Genomic DNA, 16,486 nt, shown 5'->3' on the forward strand with positions numbered 1-16,486 from the left:
GGCCCGAAAGGCCGCCCGACCGACCAATAATCGTCCGCTCAACCCCGCAAAACGGCATTCCCTGCGCCGCCGACAACCCCTCGCGCACTTGCCACGCCAAATTTACACGGTTCTTCGAGGTGTCCAGTTGTGGGAATACGTAAAAAAGCGACTACTCCCGCCGAAACGGCAGTGCTGGCAACTACTTCCCAAGTGCCACCACTGTTAATAGTTTGCTCTATAGTCATCGTACCCGCCTGATCCGAATAGGCACGAGCGTTGAAATAGGATGCCGATGGATTCGCTGAAGCAACTCTGCTTACAGGTGATGGAAGGGCTGCATTAGCAGCAAGGGAAGTTGTATACTCTATGTAACCAGCATAGGCCGCAATTGAGCCAATCGTGGCCGTTCCGCCCGATATCACGGTGGACAGCACGGTTTCGGTGTCGCCCTTGGTGCGTTTCAGGCAAGATGTGATCGTCACCGTGCCGCTGGAATAGGTGCTGACACGGGCGCGGACATAGCGGGCGATGATGCCGAAATTGAAGATGCCGGTGACGGTGGCGGTCGATGCGTAGGCGACAAAGGGCGTGGTGGCCAGATTGACCGGCAGCGCCGTCCAGTTTGTGCCGTCATTGCTCTGCTCGAACGAGACGGTATTGCCGCTGCCGATGCTGGTGATCTGGAAAGAGCCAGAGGCATAGCCCAAAGTGTCCAGCGACAGCACCACCGCCGCGCTGGTGACGCTGGCGGTTTGTGTCGCGCCATCGGCCACGCCATCGGTGTTGCTGACCGGCAGGGTGGCCATGTCGCTGGGCAGCGTGACGGGCAGGCTGCCCGCCGCCGTCTTTTGCCCAAGGCTGGCGGGCAATTGCGCGGCGATGGCCGACAGGCTGGCATTGGCCGTGGCCTGATTCGCGGCGGTGGCGGGCGCGGCGATCAGCTTGGCCAGAATGGCGGCCAAGGCGGTGTTGGCCGTGCCTTGGTTATCCGCCGTGGCCGCACCGGCAGGCAGCGGCAACGCGGCGGCAGACACCGGCAGCGCGCCCATATCGCTGGGCAGCACCACCGGCAGGCTGTTGGCGGCGGTTTTCTGCCCCAGACTGGCGGGCAATTTGCCCAGCAGGCGCTTGGTCAGCGCGATCAGGCTGAACGCGCCCGTATCGCTGGTGGCGGCGGCATCGGCCTTTGCGCCCAGAGCCACATTGGCACCATCGGCCTCGGTCATCGCACCGCCTCCGCTTGCCGCATTGGTCACCGTCACGGGCAGCGGGGCGGTCTGGCTCACCACCTGCGCGCTATTGTCACCATTGGCAAAGGCAACCGCCTGGGCGGGGGCGAAAGCGGCGGGGAAAGTAATCTGGGGGTTGGGCATGGTCATTCTCCATCGGCCAGTCCACACTGGAATGACTCGATGAATTAACCATAATGGTTCTTGTAGGACAGGCTAAATTTCCAACGCCGCGTGTTGCGCCACCATACGCACCGCGCCGCCAATCCATACGCCCAACTCGTCCTGCTCGACATAGACCCGCCCGTCCGCACCGGTCCTGCGCCCCTGCGCCGCGACATAGCTGCCCTGCGCCAGCCCTTGCGCAAACAGGGCCTGCGCCGCGCCCGCGTTCAGGCTGCCGGTCACGGGATCTTCGGCCAACAGGCCCAGCGGGTTGGTGAAAAAGGTCCGCACTTCCCAATCCACGCCCTGCTCCTGCGAAGGGCCGATCAGGCCGATGTTGGTGCCCAAGGGTTGCCGCACCTCCGGCTCCACCGCCAAGACCGCCTCGGCGCTGGACAGACGCAGCAATTTCCAGCCCGGCCCATTGTCGGCCCACAAAGCCTCCACCACCGCCTCGCGCGGCAAGCCCATCGCGGCCAGAGCAGGCGCCAATTCCTCCTCGGTCAAAGGGCCAGAGCGCAGCAAATCGGGCGCACGAAAGGCCAGCCTGTCGCCCGCCACCCGCACCGGCACCAGCCCTACCCCGCATTGCTGCACCACCACCGGCCCTGCCGGAACCCCGCCCGCCGCCAGCCACGCAAAGGCCGTGCCCAGCGTCGGATGGCCCGCAAAGGGCAATTCCCCCGCCGGATAGAAAATCCGCACCCGATAATCCGCCCCGCCCTGTGTCGGGGGCAACAGAAAGGTGGTTTCCGAAAAGCCCAGCCAGCGGGTCAGCGCCTGCATCTGCTCATCCGACAGGTCCCTGCCCCCATGCACCACCGCCAAGGGATTGCCCGAAAGCGCGCCATTCACGAAAACATCCACCAGATCGATCTTCATGCGCTACCCCCGTTTAGGCTCGACCAGCACACCATAAGCATTTCGAATCAGCCCTCAAGTGCGCTTCCCTTCGCCCGCGCTTTATGCTTCACCCTCGGCCATGAACCGACCGGCCATTCTGATCACCGGCGGCGCCAAGCGGATTGGCGCCTGCATCGCCCGCAGCTTTGGCGCGGCGGGGTGGCATGTGATCATCCATTACGGGCAAAGCCGCGATGCCGCGCAGGCCTTGGCCGATACTCTGCCCAGCGCCAGCATCGTGGGTTGCGATCTGGCCGATCCCGATGCGGCGGTGGCGATGGTGGAGCAATTGGCCCAAACCCTGCCCGACTGGCGCATGTTGGTGAACAGCGCGGCGGTGTTCCGTTACGATGATGCCGCAGCCATCCTCCCCGATGTCTTTGCCGAGGCGATGACCGTCAACGCGCTGACCCCCACCCGCATGGCGCAGGCCTTTCTGACCCATGCGCGGGCCAAGGCAGGGCGGCGGGTGATTGCCATTACCGACATGAAACTGGCCAACCCCAACCCCGATTTCTTCAGCTATACCATGGCCAAACATGCCCTGTCCGCCACAGTGAAAATGCTGGCCATGGGCGCGTGCAAGGCCGAAGACCGCATCTATGCCATCGCACCGGGCGCCATGCTGCCCAGCTATGACCAGCAACCGCAAGAGCATGAAACCTCGGGCCGGATGAACCTGTTGCAACGCCTGACCGCGCCGCAGGAGATCGCCGAGGCCGCTTTGTTCATGGCCCAAGGCTGGCTGGCCAGCGGGGAAACTCTGTTCATCGATTCCGGCCAACATCTGCTTGCCCAGCCAAGGGACGTTCTCTACCTCGCGCGGCCATGATCTCTACCCTGCTCACCTCCACCGCTGTCGTCACTCTGGCCGAGATTGGCGACAAGACCATGCTGCTGGCCATGGTTCTGGCCGCAAAATTGCAACGCCCATGGGCCGTGGTGGCGGGCATCTTTGCCGCTACGGTCGCCAATCACCTGCTGGCCGCGCTGGTCGGTTCGGAAGTCGCGGGCCTGCTCGACGCACGCTGGTTCCGCTTTGCCGTGGCGGCGGGCTTTCTGGCCATGGCGGCATGGACGCTTGTGCCCGACAGTCTGGACGATGATGAGGAGCCTTCGGTGAAGGAAGGCAGCGGCGGCTGGCTCTCGGCTTTCACCACCACGGCAATCGCCTTCTTCCTCGTCGAAATGGGCGACAAGACGCAGATCGCCACCATTGCCCTTGGCGCGCGTTACCATGATGTGCTGACCGTCGCGGCGGGCACCACCCTTGGCATGATGATCGCCGACGCCCCCGCCGTCTTCCTTGGCGACCGTCTGGTGCGTATCGTGCCTTTGAAACTGGCCCGCATTGTGGCCGCGATCATGTTTGCCGCGATTGGCGCATGGCAAATCGTGGACCTGCTGCGCTGAAGTTTTGAGGCGGCACCGGCCCTCTCCCCCTGCCCTACCACCCATATATGGTACCCTGTTGGGTGGTAGGGCAGGGGGAGAGGGCCGGTGCCGTTCACCCATAATTGCCAACCGCCCCCCACCCTGCTAGGCGCGCGGCCAAAGCCTATTCCTCTGTCATGGAGCGCCCATCATGTCCGACATCAAAAAGGTCGTTCTCGCCTATTCCGGCGGCCTCGACACCTCGGTTATCCTCAAGTGGCTGCAGGTCACCTATAATTGCGAAGTGATCACCTTTACCGCCGACCTCGGCCAAGGTGAGGAACTGGAACCGGCCCGCGCCAAGGCCGAACTGATGGGTGTGAAGCCTGAACACATCTACATCGACGACCTGCGCGAAGAATTCGTGCGCGATTTCGTGTTCCCGATGATGCGCGCCAATGCCCGCTATGAAGGCGACTATCTGCTGGGCACCTCGATCGCCCGCCCGCTGATTTCCAAGCGCCTGATCGAAATCGCCAAGGAAACCGGCGCCGACGCCGTGGCCCATGGCGCCACCGGCAAGGGCAACGACCAAGTCCGCTTCGAACTCTCCGCCTATGCCTTGCAGCCCAGCATCAAGGTTATCGCCCCGTGGCGCGAATGGGACCTGACCAGCCGCACCGCGCTGATCGCCTGGGCCGAAGAGCACCAGATCCCCGTCCCCAAGGACAAGCGCGGCGAAAGCCCCTTCTCCACCGACGCCAACCTGCTGCACACCTCCTCTGAAGGCAAGGTGCTGGAAGATCCGTGGTCGGAAGTGCCCGACTATGTCTACAGCCGCACCGTCAACCCCGAAGACGCCCCCGACGCCCCCGAATATATCGAGATCGAGTTCGAAAAGGGCGATGGCGTGGCTCTGAACGGTGAAGCCATGTCGCCCGCCACCCTGCTCACCGCGCTCAACGAACTGGGCCGCAAGCATGGCATCGGCCGCCTCGACCTCGTCGAAAACCGCTTCGTCGGCATGAAGTCGCGCGGCATGTACGAAACCCCCGGTGGCGAAATCTACGCCCGCGCCCATCGCGGCATCGAAAGCATCACCCTTGACCGTGGCGCCGCCCACCTCAAGGACGAGCTGATGCCCCGCTATGCCGAACTGATCTACAACGGTTTCTGGTTCAGCCCCGAGCGCGAAATGCTGCAGGCCGCCATCGACCACAGCCAGGCCAAAGTCTCCGGCACCGTGCGCCTCAAGCTCTACAAGGGCGGCGCCTATGTCGTGGGCCGCAAGTCGCCCTACTCGCTCTACTCCGAACGCCACGTGACGTTTGAGGACGACGCCGGCGCCTATGACCAGAAAGACGCCGCTGGCTTCATCAAGCTCAACGCCTTGCGCCTGAAGCTGCTGGCTGGCCAGAAGTAAGGTTTAATCTTTGGGTTAGAAGAAGGCGCTGGCTTCGGCTGGCGCCTTTTTTTTGTTTGTTGGCGGTTTTAATCGCTGCGCGATATGCCTCCGGCGGGCAAAGGGCGGGAGCCCTTTGCAATCCCACCAATAGAAATGTTCATTTTGATCGGCGGATAGACGTCTTCCGCTTTGGGAAAGGGTCACGATAGGTTTGGTCCCCTTCAAATAGAAAATCAAAATCCATCTCATCGACAGATTTTAAAATATCCAGCCATTCGCCATGATAAGTGATTTTACTCTTTTCTATCCTTACGCCTTCCCCACCCTTCAGGCATTTTAGAAAAATATCCTTCAGGGATTTACAGATAGCGTCATATGTCCAAGGACTAAACTGAATTGACGAAATGCAATTATGCTCGAAATTTACATATTTCGGCCCATCGAACGGACGCGAAGAACTCCACATTATCCTAAATTCTTTCTCGTCCTTATACGCCCAACGCTTCGTGAAACAAAGATCTCTCGGACCAAGCTTTTCCGGACGAATCTTACTATTGGGATAGTATTCAACAAATCCCCAAAAAAATTCCTCATCCTGAAAGAATTCAATCATTTTTTCAAAATCAAATGTTACACAAACCCCATCCGATTGACCGTAAACACTCCAGTGATGATACGTCTCCGCCGCATAGGTGAAGCAAATAGCCCTGACAGCCTCAACATTTCTTAATGATATAAATTTACTAATAAAACCAATATCATTTTTATCCGGCCAGCCATCTGGATTTAAAAGGCAAATCCTATTATTAATAATCATGTCAATTGCCGCTGCCAATGGCATATATCTCTTTATTTTCACGCCTTTTCTCCGATGCCATCAAGGAAAATAGAGCAGCGATGAACATAAGTTCAAGTGCAGTTTAACGGGATTGCAAAGGGCCCCCGCCCTTTGCCCGCCGGAGGCCCATCGCGCAGCGATTAAACCGCCAAAAGAATCCCCCTTTCCTACACAAAACCAAATCGGTTAAACACACCACCGCCTCCCCACCAAGGCGCCATTGGGAAAGGGGGTAAGGGTCGGCGTTTGTCGGGCCGTGGGATCGGGTTTAAACAAGTCGTGCCACGCCAACAGCGCCCAATTTCGGATGGATAGTATGAAGGCAGCGGGGCCTTTGCGAGCCCGCCTCCGCTGCTGCTACCATCCGCAGGGTCGAGCCGAAGGAGCCTGCGCAGTCAGCCTTCGGACGGTCGCATAGAAAGAGACAGCATCCGCGCCCATCGCACACGGGCGCCCGCCAGACGCCGACCCATTTCCCGCCATCCGCCGTCAGCGGAGGCCCCGTCATGCCCGCCAAAATGGCAGCATTCATTCTTGCACGATGGCACAGGCGGCATATCCTCCCCCCATGCGCAACATGTTCTTTTTCCGCGATTATCGCAGCTTTCAGGGCGGCCATCTCAAACTGGCGGATTACATCGCCCACACGCAGGCCAGCGCCCTGTTCACGCCCCGCCTTTTCCTCAGCGCCGACAGCCTGCCCGACCATCCCTTCCCCCACGACTGCCTGACAGACATATGGCAGCCGGACCAAGCCGATGCCCTCTTCCTCGCCGGAATGGATTGGGCGCAGGTGCCACTGGGCCTCGAAAGCCACATCCCCATCATCAACCTGCTGCAAGGCTTGGCCCATGCCGATCCGGCCGATCCACGCTACGCCTTCCTCTCCCGCCCCGCCATCCGCCTCTGCGTCAGCGCAGAGGTCGCGCAGGCCGTGCAGGCCACCGGCCGCGCCAACGGCCACATCCACACCATCACCGCAGGGCTAGACCTCTCCGCCATCCCCCAAGGCTCGGCCAAAACCGCGCCCATCTTCATCGGCGGCATGAAAGACCCCGCTCTGGCAGAGGCCATCGCCGCCATCCTGCGCCAGCAAGGCGTGGACCCGCTGGTGCAAATCTCGCCGCTCCCCCGCGCCGACTATCTCGCGCTCATGGCCAGCGCGCGCGTGGCCATCACCCTGCCGCTGCCACAGGAAGGCTTCTTCCTCCCCGCGCTGGAGGCCATGGCCGCAGGCTGCGCCACTATCTGCCCCGATGCCATCGGCAACCGCGCCTTTTGCCGCCACGGCCAAACCTGCCTGATGCCCGAACGCAACCCCACCGCCATCGCCAACGCCGCGCTCACCCTGCTGGAACATCCCGCATTGGCCGACACGCTCGCCCGCAACGGACAGGCCGAGGCGCAAAGCCGCAGCCTATCCGCCGAACGCTCCGCCTATCTCGCCATCCTTCGCAGTCTGACCTAGCCTTTAATGTCACGATAGATTGCGACCATCCACCATATCACAATCGCGACCATGGAAACTAAAAAGGCTGAGTCAACGAGGCCATTCTCGAGCGTCGACGCTAAGTTTTTCGTCCAAGCCACGAGCAGAACCCATAAGTAGGCCGCACAAATAGCACCCCAACGACGGCGACGCATACGCCACCGCGCAGGCGGAAAGGGCCCGCCAGACAGAATACCATCGATGCGCCACCACAGAGCAGCGTCCATCACCGCCAAGATGAAAGGCGCAACGATAGCCTCAACAATCACCGCTTGAGCAGCGGCCTCAAATAGGCCCCCGTAAAGCTGGCCTTGTTCTTCGCCACTTGCTCCGGCGTACCCTCGGCCACGATAGTCCCGCCGCGCACGCCGCCTTCCGGCCCCATGTCGATAATCCAGTCGGCGGTTTTGATCACATCCAGATTATGCTCGATCACCACCACCGAATTGCCGCCATCCACCAAACGGTGCAGCACTTCCAACAGCTTGCGCACATCCTCGAAATGCAGGCCGGTGGTCGGCTCGTCCAGCACATAGAGCGTCTTGCCGGTGGAACGCCGCGCCAGTTCCTTGGCCAGCTTCACCCTTTGCGCCTCACCGCCCGAAAGCGTGGTCGCCTGCTGGCCCACTTTCACATAGCCCAGCCCCACCTCGTTCAACATATGCATCCGATCACGGATCGGGGGCACATTGGCAAAGAAGCTCTCGGCATCCTCGATGGTCATGTCCAGCACATCGGCGATGGAATGGCCCTTGAACTTCACCTCCAGCGTCTCGCGGTTGTAACGCTTGCCGCCGCATTCCTCGCAAGTGACGTAAACATCGGGCAGGAAATGCATCTCGATCTTGATCAGCCCGTCGCCCTGACAGGCCTCGCAGCGCCCGCCCTTCACGTTAAAGCTGAACCGCCCCGACTTATAGCCCCGCGCCTGCGCCTCCGGCAGGCCCGCAAACCAGTCGCGGATCAGCGTGAAAGCGCCGGTATAGGTGGCCGGATTAGAACGCGGCGTGCGGCCAATCGGTGATTGGTCAATCTCGATCACCTTGTCGCAATGATCGAGGCCCGTGATCCGGTCATGCGCCCCCGCGATCACCCGCGCCCCGTTCAGAGCGCGACTGGCCCCCGCCTGCAAAGTATCCAGCGTCAGCGTCGATTTGCCGCTGCCCGAAACGCCGGTCACGCAACAGAAAGTGCCCAGCGGGAAACGCGCCGTCACGCCTTTCAGATTGTTGGCGCGGGCATTTTCCACCACAATCGCCTTGCCATTGCCCTTGCGCCGCTCGGCAGGCACCTCAATCTTGCGCAATCCGGTCAGATATTGGCCGGTGATACTGTCGGGATTGGCCAGAATATCGGCCAAAGTGCCCTCGGCCACCACCTGCCCGCCATGCACACCCGCGCCCGGCCCCAGATCGACAATGTAATCGGCAGCACGGATCGCATCCTCGTCATGCTCCACCACGATCACTGTATTGCCCAGATCGCGCAGCCGCTTCAGCGTGGCCAGCAACATGTCATTGTCGCGCTGGTGCAGGCCGATCGAAGGCTCGTCCAGCACGTAAAGCACGCCCGAAAGGCCGCTGCCGATCTGGCTGGCCAGACGGATACGCTGGCTTTCCCCGCCCGACAAAGTGCCGCTGGTGCGGTCCAGATTGAGGTAATCCAGCCCCACATTGTTGAGAAAGCCCAGACGCTCGTTGATCTCTTTGAGGATCGCCTTGGCAATCTGCTTCTGCTGATCGCCCAGTTTCGCGTCCAGCCCGCCAAACCATTCCAGCGCCTCGCCCACCGGCAGGCGGGTCACGCTGGCAATATCGGTTTCGGCCACTTTCACGCAAAGCGCTTCGGGCTTCAGGCGCTTGCCCTCGCAAGTCTCGCAAGGTTGGGCGGTCTGGAACTTGGACAGTTCCTCCTTCATCCATGCGCTATCGGTGGCCAGAATGCGGCGGTTCAAATTGCCGATCACGCCTTCAAAGGCCTTTTCAACCGTATAGCTCTTGCGCCCGTCGATAAAGGTCAGCGGCACCGGCGTCTTGCCCGTGCCATAGAGGATCACGATCTTCACCTCGACCGGCAGATCGGCCCAAGGCGTTTCCAGCTTGAACCCGTAATGTTTGGCCAGACTGGAGAGCACCTGCATGTAATAGGGCGAAGGCGGATTGCTCTTGGCCCAAGGCACCACCGCGCCTTCCTTGATGCTCAGCGCCTCGTTGGGCACCACCAATTGCGGATCAAACAGCAGCTTTTCGCCCAAGCCATCGCAAGTGGGGCAGGCCCCCTGCGGCGCGTTGAAGGAAAACAGGCGCGGCTCCACCGCCTCCAGCGTGAAGCCGGACACGGGGCAGGCAAATTTTTCGGAAAAGACAATGCGGTTGAGCGGCACCCCCGCCCCCTTCATCGCCTTTCCTTTCACCTTGGCCTCATCCTCGCGCCCCGGCACCACGCCATCGGCCAGATCGACAAAGGCCAGCCCCTCGGCCAGTTTCAACGCCTGTTCAAAACTGTCGGCCAAACGCGATTCGATGCCCGGTTTCACCGCGATACGATCAACCACCACCTCGATGTCATGCTTGAACTTCTTGTCCAGCGCGGGAACATCCTCGATGGCATAGAGCTCGCCATCGACGCGCAGGCGGGTATAGCCCGCCTTCTGCCACTCGGCGATTTCCTTGCGATATTCGCCCTTGCGCCCGCGCACCACGGGGGCCAGCAAATAGGCGCGCGTGCCTTCGGGCAGGCCCATCACGCGGTCCACCATCTGCGAAACGGTTTGCGCCGCAATCGGCAGGCCGGTGGCAGGCGAATAGGGCACGCCCACCCGCGCCCAGAGCAGACGCATATAGTCGTAAATCTCGGTCACCGTGGCCACGGTGGAGCGCGGGTTGCGGCTGGTGGTTTTCTGCTCGATGGAAATGGCAGGCGACAGCCCGTCAATATGTTCCACATCGGGCTTTTGCATCATTTCCAGAAACTGGCGCGCATAGGCCGACAGGCTCTCGACATAGCGCCGCTGCCCCTCGGCATAGATCGTATCAAACGCCAAAGACGATTTGCCCGACCCCGAAAGGCCGGTCATCACGATCAGACTATCGCGCGGCAGCGAAATATCGATGCCTTTGAGATTATGCTCGCGGGCGCCCCGCACGGTGATATGGGTAAGGCTCATGGGGCGGTATGTTCCAGATCTGTTCGCATTTGGCAAGGGGAGTCGCCGCCCCTATGGCCCATAACCAGATCAGCTAACAACTGCCCATCAGGGATTACGCGCAAGATCCCCCTTGGCCGCCGCGCGCTTGGGGCTCACCGCCTCCAGCCCCGCCCCCAGACGCAGGGGCAAAGCCCAGCCATAGGCCAACGTGCCTTTCACCGCCTCGCCCCCCTTGGCAGGGTCCAGCCACAAGACCCGCCCGCCGATCTGCGCCCGCACGATCACATGGTCAAAACCCGACAGGCTGGGCAAATGGCGGTCCAGCGCCGCGCCGCCCTGCATGGCCACCAAAGCCGGTTCCGCCACCAGATCCAGCCCGTCCAGCAAAGCGAGCAGCAAGGCCGCCCGCCCCTTGCAATCGGCAAAGCCGCGCCCCCATACCTGATCGGCGCGCATCGGGCGCAAGGGCGCATCGCCAAGGCCGGAATAGAGATAGCGCGTCTTGCCCTTCACCAAAGCCAGCGCCATTTGCGCCCGCACCATGGGATCGGCACTGGCGGCGCGGATACGGGCGATCTCCTCATGCAAGGGGCTATCCTCGTTCAGCACGCGGGCCGAGGCGAACAGAGGCACCATCAAACCCGCCACATCCGACCATTGCCCAAAATCGCTGAAACGCACCTGCGCCTTGGTCTTGGCGCCGCCCTGCACCAGCCAATGCGCTTCACCGGCCCCCTGCTGCACCGGCGCGGGCAGGCCCTTGGCCTCCACCCCCATCGCGCCATCCCATGTCGCGGACAAGGCCACCACATCGGCCTCCCCCGCCTCCAGCGCCAGATCGCGATGGCCGTTCAGCAAAGGCTCGCTGCGGTCAATCGACCAAGCCAGTTCCACCTCGTCGCCCACCATCAACCCGCCCAAAGGCAGGCCAAGGCTGCGCCGCCCGTCCATGGTCAGCGCGGAATGGGGCACATCCTGCATCTCCAGCACCTGCGCGATGGCGGGCAGCACATCATGGCTGCGCCCCTTGCGGGTCAGGCGAAAGCTGTGGATGGTCAATTGGTCACTCTGCGCCTGCCAGCTGAGCGCCAGTTGCTCCAGCGCCGCCACGCCTTCGGGCGCGTCAATGCGCCAGAGGCGGTGCTGGTAAAGGCTGGCGCCGTCCTTGTGAAACCGCACCTGCTGGTCCTGCAACAACAGACGCAGGGGCTGGGCATTCTGCGCCACTGCCACCGGAGCGGCCACCTGCTGCACCCATGTCGGCGCAGCGCCGGTCACAGGTTGCTCCGCCGCCATGGCGGGCAGCGAGAAGGCCCCAGCCGAAAATGCAAACACGGAAAGGGCGAGCAAGCGGGCGGTCTGTTTCATCATGGCACCCACTAGGGAGCAATCCCGATCCGAGGTCGAGAGCCTTAACCTTTCGTTGAGAACCCCTGTTCCGCAGCGGGACAGGAGCCGCCCGAAACCATTAACAACCCAATCCCAAAGCCCGCGCCCCCACCTCGCCCAGCCATTGCGCTTTCACCCGCCACACCTGTTCGATAACGCCTTGCGCCAGCGCGACTTCGGGCGGTCCATCGGCCACCAAACGCCCCTCATCCAGCACCAGCACGCGGTCGGCATGGTTCATCGCCAGCGCCAGATCATGCAGCACCAGCACCACGCCCGCGCCCTGATTCGCCGCCTGCCGCAAGGCCGCCAACAGGCCCAGCCCATGGCCAAGGTCCAGACTGGCCAAAGGTTCATCGGCCAGAATCCAGCGCGGCTGCCCCGCCAATACCCGCGCCAACATCGCCCGCGCCCTTTCCCCGCCCGACAGGCGCGAGAGCGGACGGTGACGGAGCGCCAGCAGGTCCATCGCGGCCAAAGCTTCCTCCACCGCCTCCGCATCCTGCCCCGCGCTGGACACGGCCCGCTGCAAAGGCGCGGCCTGCCATGGCAGGCGGCCCAAAGCCACCAAGGCCTCCACCTCCAGATCCCATGCCGCCCCGCCGCCCTGCGCCAGATAGCCAAGGCTGCGCGCCCTTTCGCGGGCTGGAATCGCGGACAGGGCCGTGCCGTCCAAGGCCACCGCGCCCGCATCGGCGGCCTGCACTCCGGCCAGCAAAGACAGCAGCGAGGATTTGCCCGCGCCATTGGGCCCGCAAATGGCAATCACCTGCCCCGGTTCCAGCACCAGCGACAAAGGCTGCAACCGGCCTGCCAGCGCAACATCTTGGGCGGTCAAAATCATGCCCAGCCTCCACGGAAACCTTCGCGCCGCATCCGCCACAACAGCGCCAGAAAGAAAGGCGCACCGAGCAGGCTGAGCGCAATGCCCAGCCGCAATTCGCCCCCCGCCAGCGGGATCAGGCGGCAAAGGCTATCGGCCAGCAAGAGCAGCAGCCCCCCGCCCAAGGCCGAAGGCAGGATCAGGCTCGACGGCCTTTTGTCGGTTAATGGGCGCAACAGATGCGGCACCACCAGCCCGACAAAGCCGATCACGCCCGCCACGGCCACGCTGCCCCCCACGGTGCAGCCAACGCCAAGGATCAGCAGCATTTGCAACCTCCGCGGATCCACGCCCAGCGAACGCGCGGTCGCCTCGCCCAAAGTCAGCGCATCCAGCGCGGGCGCGGCCAGCCAGAAAGCGCCCAGCCCCGCCAGCGTCAGCGGCAAAGCCACCCAAACCTCGCTCCAGCTGCGGTCCGCCAAAGCGCCCATCAGCCACACCACAATTTCCGACAGGGCAAAGGGCGAAGGGGCAAGGCTGATCGCCAGACTCATCAGCGCGCCCGACAGGCTGGCGATCATCATCCCCGCCAGCGTAAACAAAGCCGCCCCGCCCCGCGCCGCGATCAGGCCCAGCAGCGCCATCGCCCCGCCCGCGCCCAATAGCGCGAACAAAGGCAGCGCCCATGCCCCCAGCTTCAGCCCATAGGCCCCCAGCCACAGGCTGAGCACCGCGCCCAAGGCCGCGCTGGGAGCAATGCCAAACAGGCCCGGATCAGCCAAAGGGTTGCGCAAATAGGCCTGCATCGCCGCCCCCGCGCTGCCCAGCCCCGCCCCCACCAACACGGCAAGGCAAGCGCGCGGCAGGCGCAAGTCGATCAGGATCAGCTCTGCCCCCGCAAAGGGCGGCACAAAGGGATCGATCCACACCCTCCCTGCCAGCAAGGATGCCGCAAAGGCCAAAGCCAGCGCCAGCAAAAGCCAGAGATTGAGACGGCTCATCATGGATGCTCCTGTGGCAGGTCTTGCCTGATCTGCGCCAGCCTTTGCGCCAGCGCGATAATCGTCGGCCCGCCGCAATATTCCAGCGAGGGGTCCAATTCGGCCCGCCTTGTATGGGGCAACCGGTCCAGCACTGGATGGGAAATAGCCCGCGCCCCGCTGCGGCGCCCATCGGTCCCTTGGCCACTATGCGCCACGGCCAGCACCAAAGCGGGCGGATCGGCCACCACCGCCTCCAAAGGCAGATATTGCGCCTGCGACAGGCCCTTGGTGGCGCTGAGCGGCGCCAGCCCAACCCGCGCCATCACATCGGAAATCAACGTATGCGGCCCCGACACCAAGCCGCCGCCATGCCATACCAGAGTAGGCACCGCAGCCTGCCCCGCAGGCGGCGCGGCCTGCGCCAAGGCGGTATGGATGCGCGCGATCAAAGCCTCGCCCCGCTGCCGATGGCCCAGCAAGGCGGCCATCTGGCGGATCTGCGCATCGCTCTCCTCCACGGTGGAGGCGATGCCCAATTCCACCAGCCTAACCCCCATCCGGCGATAGGCTTGGGCCGTCGCAGGCGGGGTAAAGCCCCCGCTGACCACCACCGATGGCCGCGCGGCCAGCACTTCTTCCATCGTGCCGCGGGTGCTGGGAAAGCGCCGCGCCACGGTCAAAGGCAGCGAGCTTTGCCCCGGCGTGGAACTGTAAGAGGAAAGGGCCGCTATCTGCGCCGGATCGCCCAGTTCCACCAGCAAGGCATCGGTGCAGGGGTTGAGGCTAACCACGCCCGAACCCCTGCCTTCAGGACGGGGCGAGCAGGCGGCCAATGTCAGCAAAGGGAGCACTAGCAAACATGCTCCCGCTACCCCCCGCATCGCCCCGATCCCCCGCTTACAGTTTCGCCCGCAGGCCCACCGCCGCCGTGCGGCCCAACGTGTTATAGCCATTGACCACGGAATAGCGCTCCTTGGTCACATTCTCCACGCGGCCAAACAGCTCGACCTTTTCGCACAGCGGGATGCTGGCGCGCAGGTCCAGCGTGGCATAGCCAGCCAGACGCGTGGTGTTGGCGGCATTGTCATAGCTGGAGGATACCAAGCGAATATCCCCGCCCAGCGCCAGCCCTGCCAAAGGCGAGGTCCAGTCGGTGCTATAGGTCAACATATGGCGCGGACGGCGGGCCAGATCCTTGCCGAAATTGCTGCCCGCGCTCTGGCTCGTGCTCTTCACATAAGTATAGGCGCCGCGCAATTGCAGGCTGGGCACGGGGCGCAAGCCGCCTTCCACTTCAAAACCTTCGGCGCGGGTCTTGCCAAGGTTGGAATAGCGGAAGGTGGTGTTGTTATAGTCGATCTGGTTGGTCACATCGCGGTGGAACCAGGTGACGGCACCAAAGATGCGCCCATTGCGGTCGCCCTTTTCCAGCGCGATATCATAGGACTTGCTGGTTTCGGCCAGCAGATCCTTCGACCCCGAATAGGAATCATACAGCTGATACAGGGTGGGCGCCTTGAAGCCCTCGCCATAGGAGGCGCGCAGGCGAACATCCTGCACGATCCTCAGCGCGCCATTGGCACCAAAGGTCCAATGCGTGCCAAAGGTCGAATGGTCATCCATGCGCAGACCTGCATTGAGGTCCAAACGCCCCCTATGCTGGCCCAGCAGCGCGTAAAGGCTGCTCAGACGCGCGTCATGGTCACCGCCGGGGGTGAAATAGAAATTGCGCGCATGGCTCCATTCGCTGGTGCCGCCCGCATCCAGCGCAAAGCCCGCCGGCAGCGCCACATGGCCCGACAGATCGGCGCGGGTGCTGCGGCCCAGATAGTTGGAATATTCGGTGGCCTGCACCGTCGGGTCCAGATAGCCACGGCGCAGCGAGGACACAGCCACGCCGCCCTTCAGGCCAAAGCCCGCGCCCTGATAGTCCAGACCAACGCGGCCCGAAGCCTGCTCGCCCGACTGCTTTTCACCGCGGTTCACATAGCCCTTGACCCAGTCATAGGAATCGATGCCCAGACGCGTATCGGCGAAGCGGCCATTGGCCACCAGATCCAGCCCCTGCGCCAGCGTATAACGCGCGCGGCCCGAGAAATGCCACTGGCGGAAACCATTGGGCAAAGTGTCGGTGGTGCGGGTGGGAATGCCGGTGGTGCGGGTGAAACCGGCGTTGACATTGACCGCATAGGAATCGCGCTTCACGCCCGCGCTGGCATTGGCGTCCCAGCTGGCATTGCTGCCATGTTCAACGCTGGCTTCTGCGCCATCCAGTTCGCGGCTGGTGATGGCCAGCACGCCGCCAATCGCATTGGCGCCCCAGACCACGCTGTTCGATCCGCGCAGCAGTTCCAGCTTGCCAATGCCGCCCGACATCAAGCCGCCAAAGTCATAGCCACCCGAAGGCGCGGCCACGTCTTCCACGCGCACGCCATCGAGCGTCACCAGCAATTGTTCGGAATTGGCACCGCGCACAAACAGGCTGGTCGTCGCGCCAAGCCCACCGGCCCGCGCCACGCTGATGCCGGGCAAACGGGTCAAGACGCGGGTCAGGTCCGGCCCCTGCACCGACTTGATTTCCTCCAGCCCGACCACAGAAATCGTCTGGCCCGTCTCGCCCAGCTTTTGCGCGCGGCCGGTGGCCAGCACGGTGATGGTCGTATCAGTCGTTTCAGGCGCGCTTTCCGCATGGGCGGCACCGGCGGCCAGCGACAGGATGGCGGCGGAAGTCAGGTAACGAAAAAGCATGTGTGCTCCT

Annotated in this window: 13 protein-coding genes; 4 read left to right on the top strand and 9 right to left on the bottom strand. The window is 62.9% G+C overall.

Features of this window, described 5'->3' with window-relative positions:
* Window positions 1-38 precede the first annotated feature (38 nt).
* Together EOE18_RS00005 and EOE18_RS00010 are read right to left on the bottom strand one after the other, a co-directional pair.
* The gene (locus EOE18_RS00005) at window positions 39-1,355 is read right to left on the bottom strand and encodes a hypothetical protein (RefSeq protein ID WP_127704971.1); all 1,317 of its coding nucleotides are present in this window, start codon (window positions 1,353-1,355) and stop codon (window positions 39-41) included.
* 72 nt (window positions 1,356-1,427) lie between these two features.
* Complete coding sequence (locus tag EOE18_RS00010; protein ID WP_127704973.1) at window positions 1,428-2,258, bottom strand: PhzF family phenazine biosynthesis protein; 831 nt, start codon at window positions 2,256-2,258, stop codon at window positions 1,428-1,430.
* 100 nt (window positions 2,259-2,358) lie between these two features.
* On the opposite strand from EOE18_RS00010, the gene EOE18_RS00015 reads away from it, so the two are divergent.
* The 3 genes from EOE18_RS00015 (at window position 2,359) to EOE18_RS00025 (ending at window position 5,076) form a co-directional block, all read left to right on the top strand.
* On the top strand, window positions 2,359-3,111 hold the full coding sequence (locus tag EOE18_RS00015; RefSeq protein ID WP_127705764.1) for an SDR family oxidoreductase: 753 nt from the start codon (window positions 2,359-2,361) through the stop codon (window positions 3,109-3,111).
* Window positions 3,111-3,692 carry a TMEM165/GDT1 family protein gene (locus tag EOE18_RS00020; RefSeq protein WP_127705766.1) on the top strand — a complete coding sequence of 194 codons (582 nt, stop codon included), beginning with the start codon at window positions 3,111-3,113 and terminating at the stop codon, window positions 3,690-3,692. Before EOE18_RS00015 ends, EOE18_RS00020 begins: the two co-directional genes overlap by 1 nt.
* 172 nt (window positions 3,693-3,864) lie before the next feature.
* A complete protein-coding gene (locus tag EOE18_RS00025) occupies window positions 3,865-5,076 on the top strand; it encodes an argininosuccinate synthase (protein WP_127704975.1) in 1,212 nt (403 codons plus the stop codon).
* Window positions 5,077-5,215: 139 nt separating this feature from the next.
* On the opposite strand, the gene EOE18_RS00030 is transcribed toward EOE18_RS00025, so the two are convergent.
* Window positions 5,216-5,899 (bottom strand): DUF2971 domain-containing protein, encoded by a 684-nt coding sequence (locus EOE18_RS00030; RefSeq protein ID WP_127704977.1) that lies wholly within the window; start codon window positions 5,897-5,899, stop codon window positions 5,216-5,218.
* Between the two features lie 565 nt (window positions 5,900-6,464).
* On the opposite strand from EOE18_RS00030, the gene EOE18_RS00035 reads away from it, so the two are divergent.
* Window positions 6,465-7,364, top strand: a complete 900-nt coding sequence (locus tag EOE18_RS00035; RefSeq protein ID WP_164852611.1) for a glycosyltransferase — start codon at window positions 6,465-6,467, stop codon at window positions 7,362-7,364.
* A 286-nt stretch (window positions 7,365-7,650) separates the two neighbouring features.
* Here the strand turns inward: EOE18_RS00035 and uvrA are convergent, their stop codons facing one another.
* The 6 genes from uvrA to EOE18_RS00065 form a co-directional block, all read right to left on the bottom strand.
* Window positions 7,651-10,551: an excinuclease ABC subunit UvrA gene (uvrA, locus tag EOE18_RS00040; protein WP_127704981.1), complete on the bottom strand. Its 2,901-nt coding sequence runs from the start codon at window positions 10,549-10,551 to the stop codon at window positions 7,651-7,653.
* Between the two features lie 87 nt (window positions 10,552-10,638).
* Entirely contained in the window at window positions 10,639-11,904 is a 1,266-nt protein-coding gene (locus tag EOE18_RS00045; protein ID WP_127704983.1) for a DUF3857 domain-containing protein, read from the bottom strand.
* A gap of 97 nt (window positions 11,905-12,001) precedes the next feature.
* Entirely contained in the window at window positions 12,002-12,766 is a 765-nt protein-coding gene (locus EOE18_RS00050; protein WP_127704985.1) for an ABC transporter ATP-binding protein, read from the bottom strand.
* Window positions 12,763-13,749, bottom strand: coding sequence for a FecCD family ABC transporter permease (locus EOE18_RS00055; RefSeq protein ID WP_127704987.1), 987 nt, complete (start codon window positions 13,747-13,749; stop codon window positions 12,763-12,765). Before EOE18_RS00055 ends, EOE18_RS00050 begins: the two co-directional genes overlap by 4 nt.
* Window positions 13,746-14,519, bottom strand: a complete 774-nt coding sequence (locus EOE18_RS00060) for an ABC transporter substrate-binding protein (protein ID WP_246027170.1) — start codon at window positions 14,517-14,519, stop codon at window positions 13,746-13,748. Before EOE18_RS00060 ends, EOE18_RS00055 begins: the two co-directional genes overlap by 4 nt.
* A 106-nt stretch (window positions 14,520-14,625) precedes the next feature.
* Window positions 14,626-16,476 (bottom strand): TonB-dependent receptor plug domain-containing protein, encoded by a 1,851-nt coding sequence (locus EOE18_RS00065; protein WP_127704991.1) that lies wholly within the window; start codon window positions 16,474-16,476, stop codon window positions 14,626-14,628.
* Between the last annotated feature and the right edge of the window lie 10 nt (window positions 16,477-16,486).

It is taken from the genome of Novosphingobium umbonatum (assembly GCF_004005905.1).
Classification (GTDB): Bacteria; Pseudomonadota; Alphaproteobacteria; order Sphingomonadales; family Sphingomonadaceae; genus Novosphingobium; species Novosphingobium umbonatum.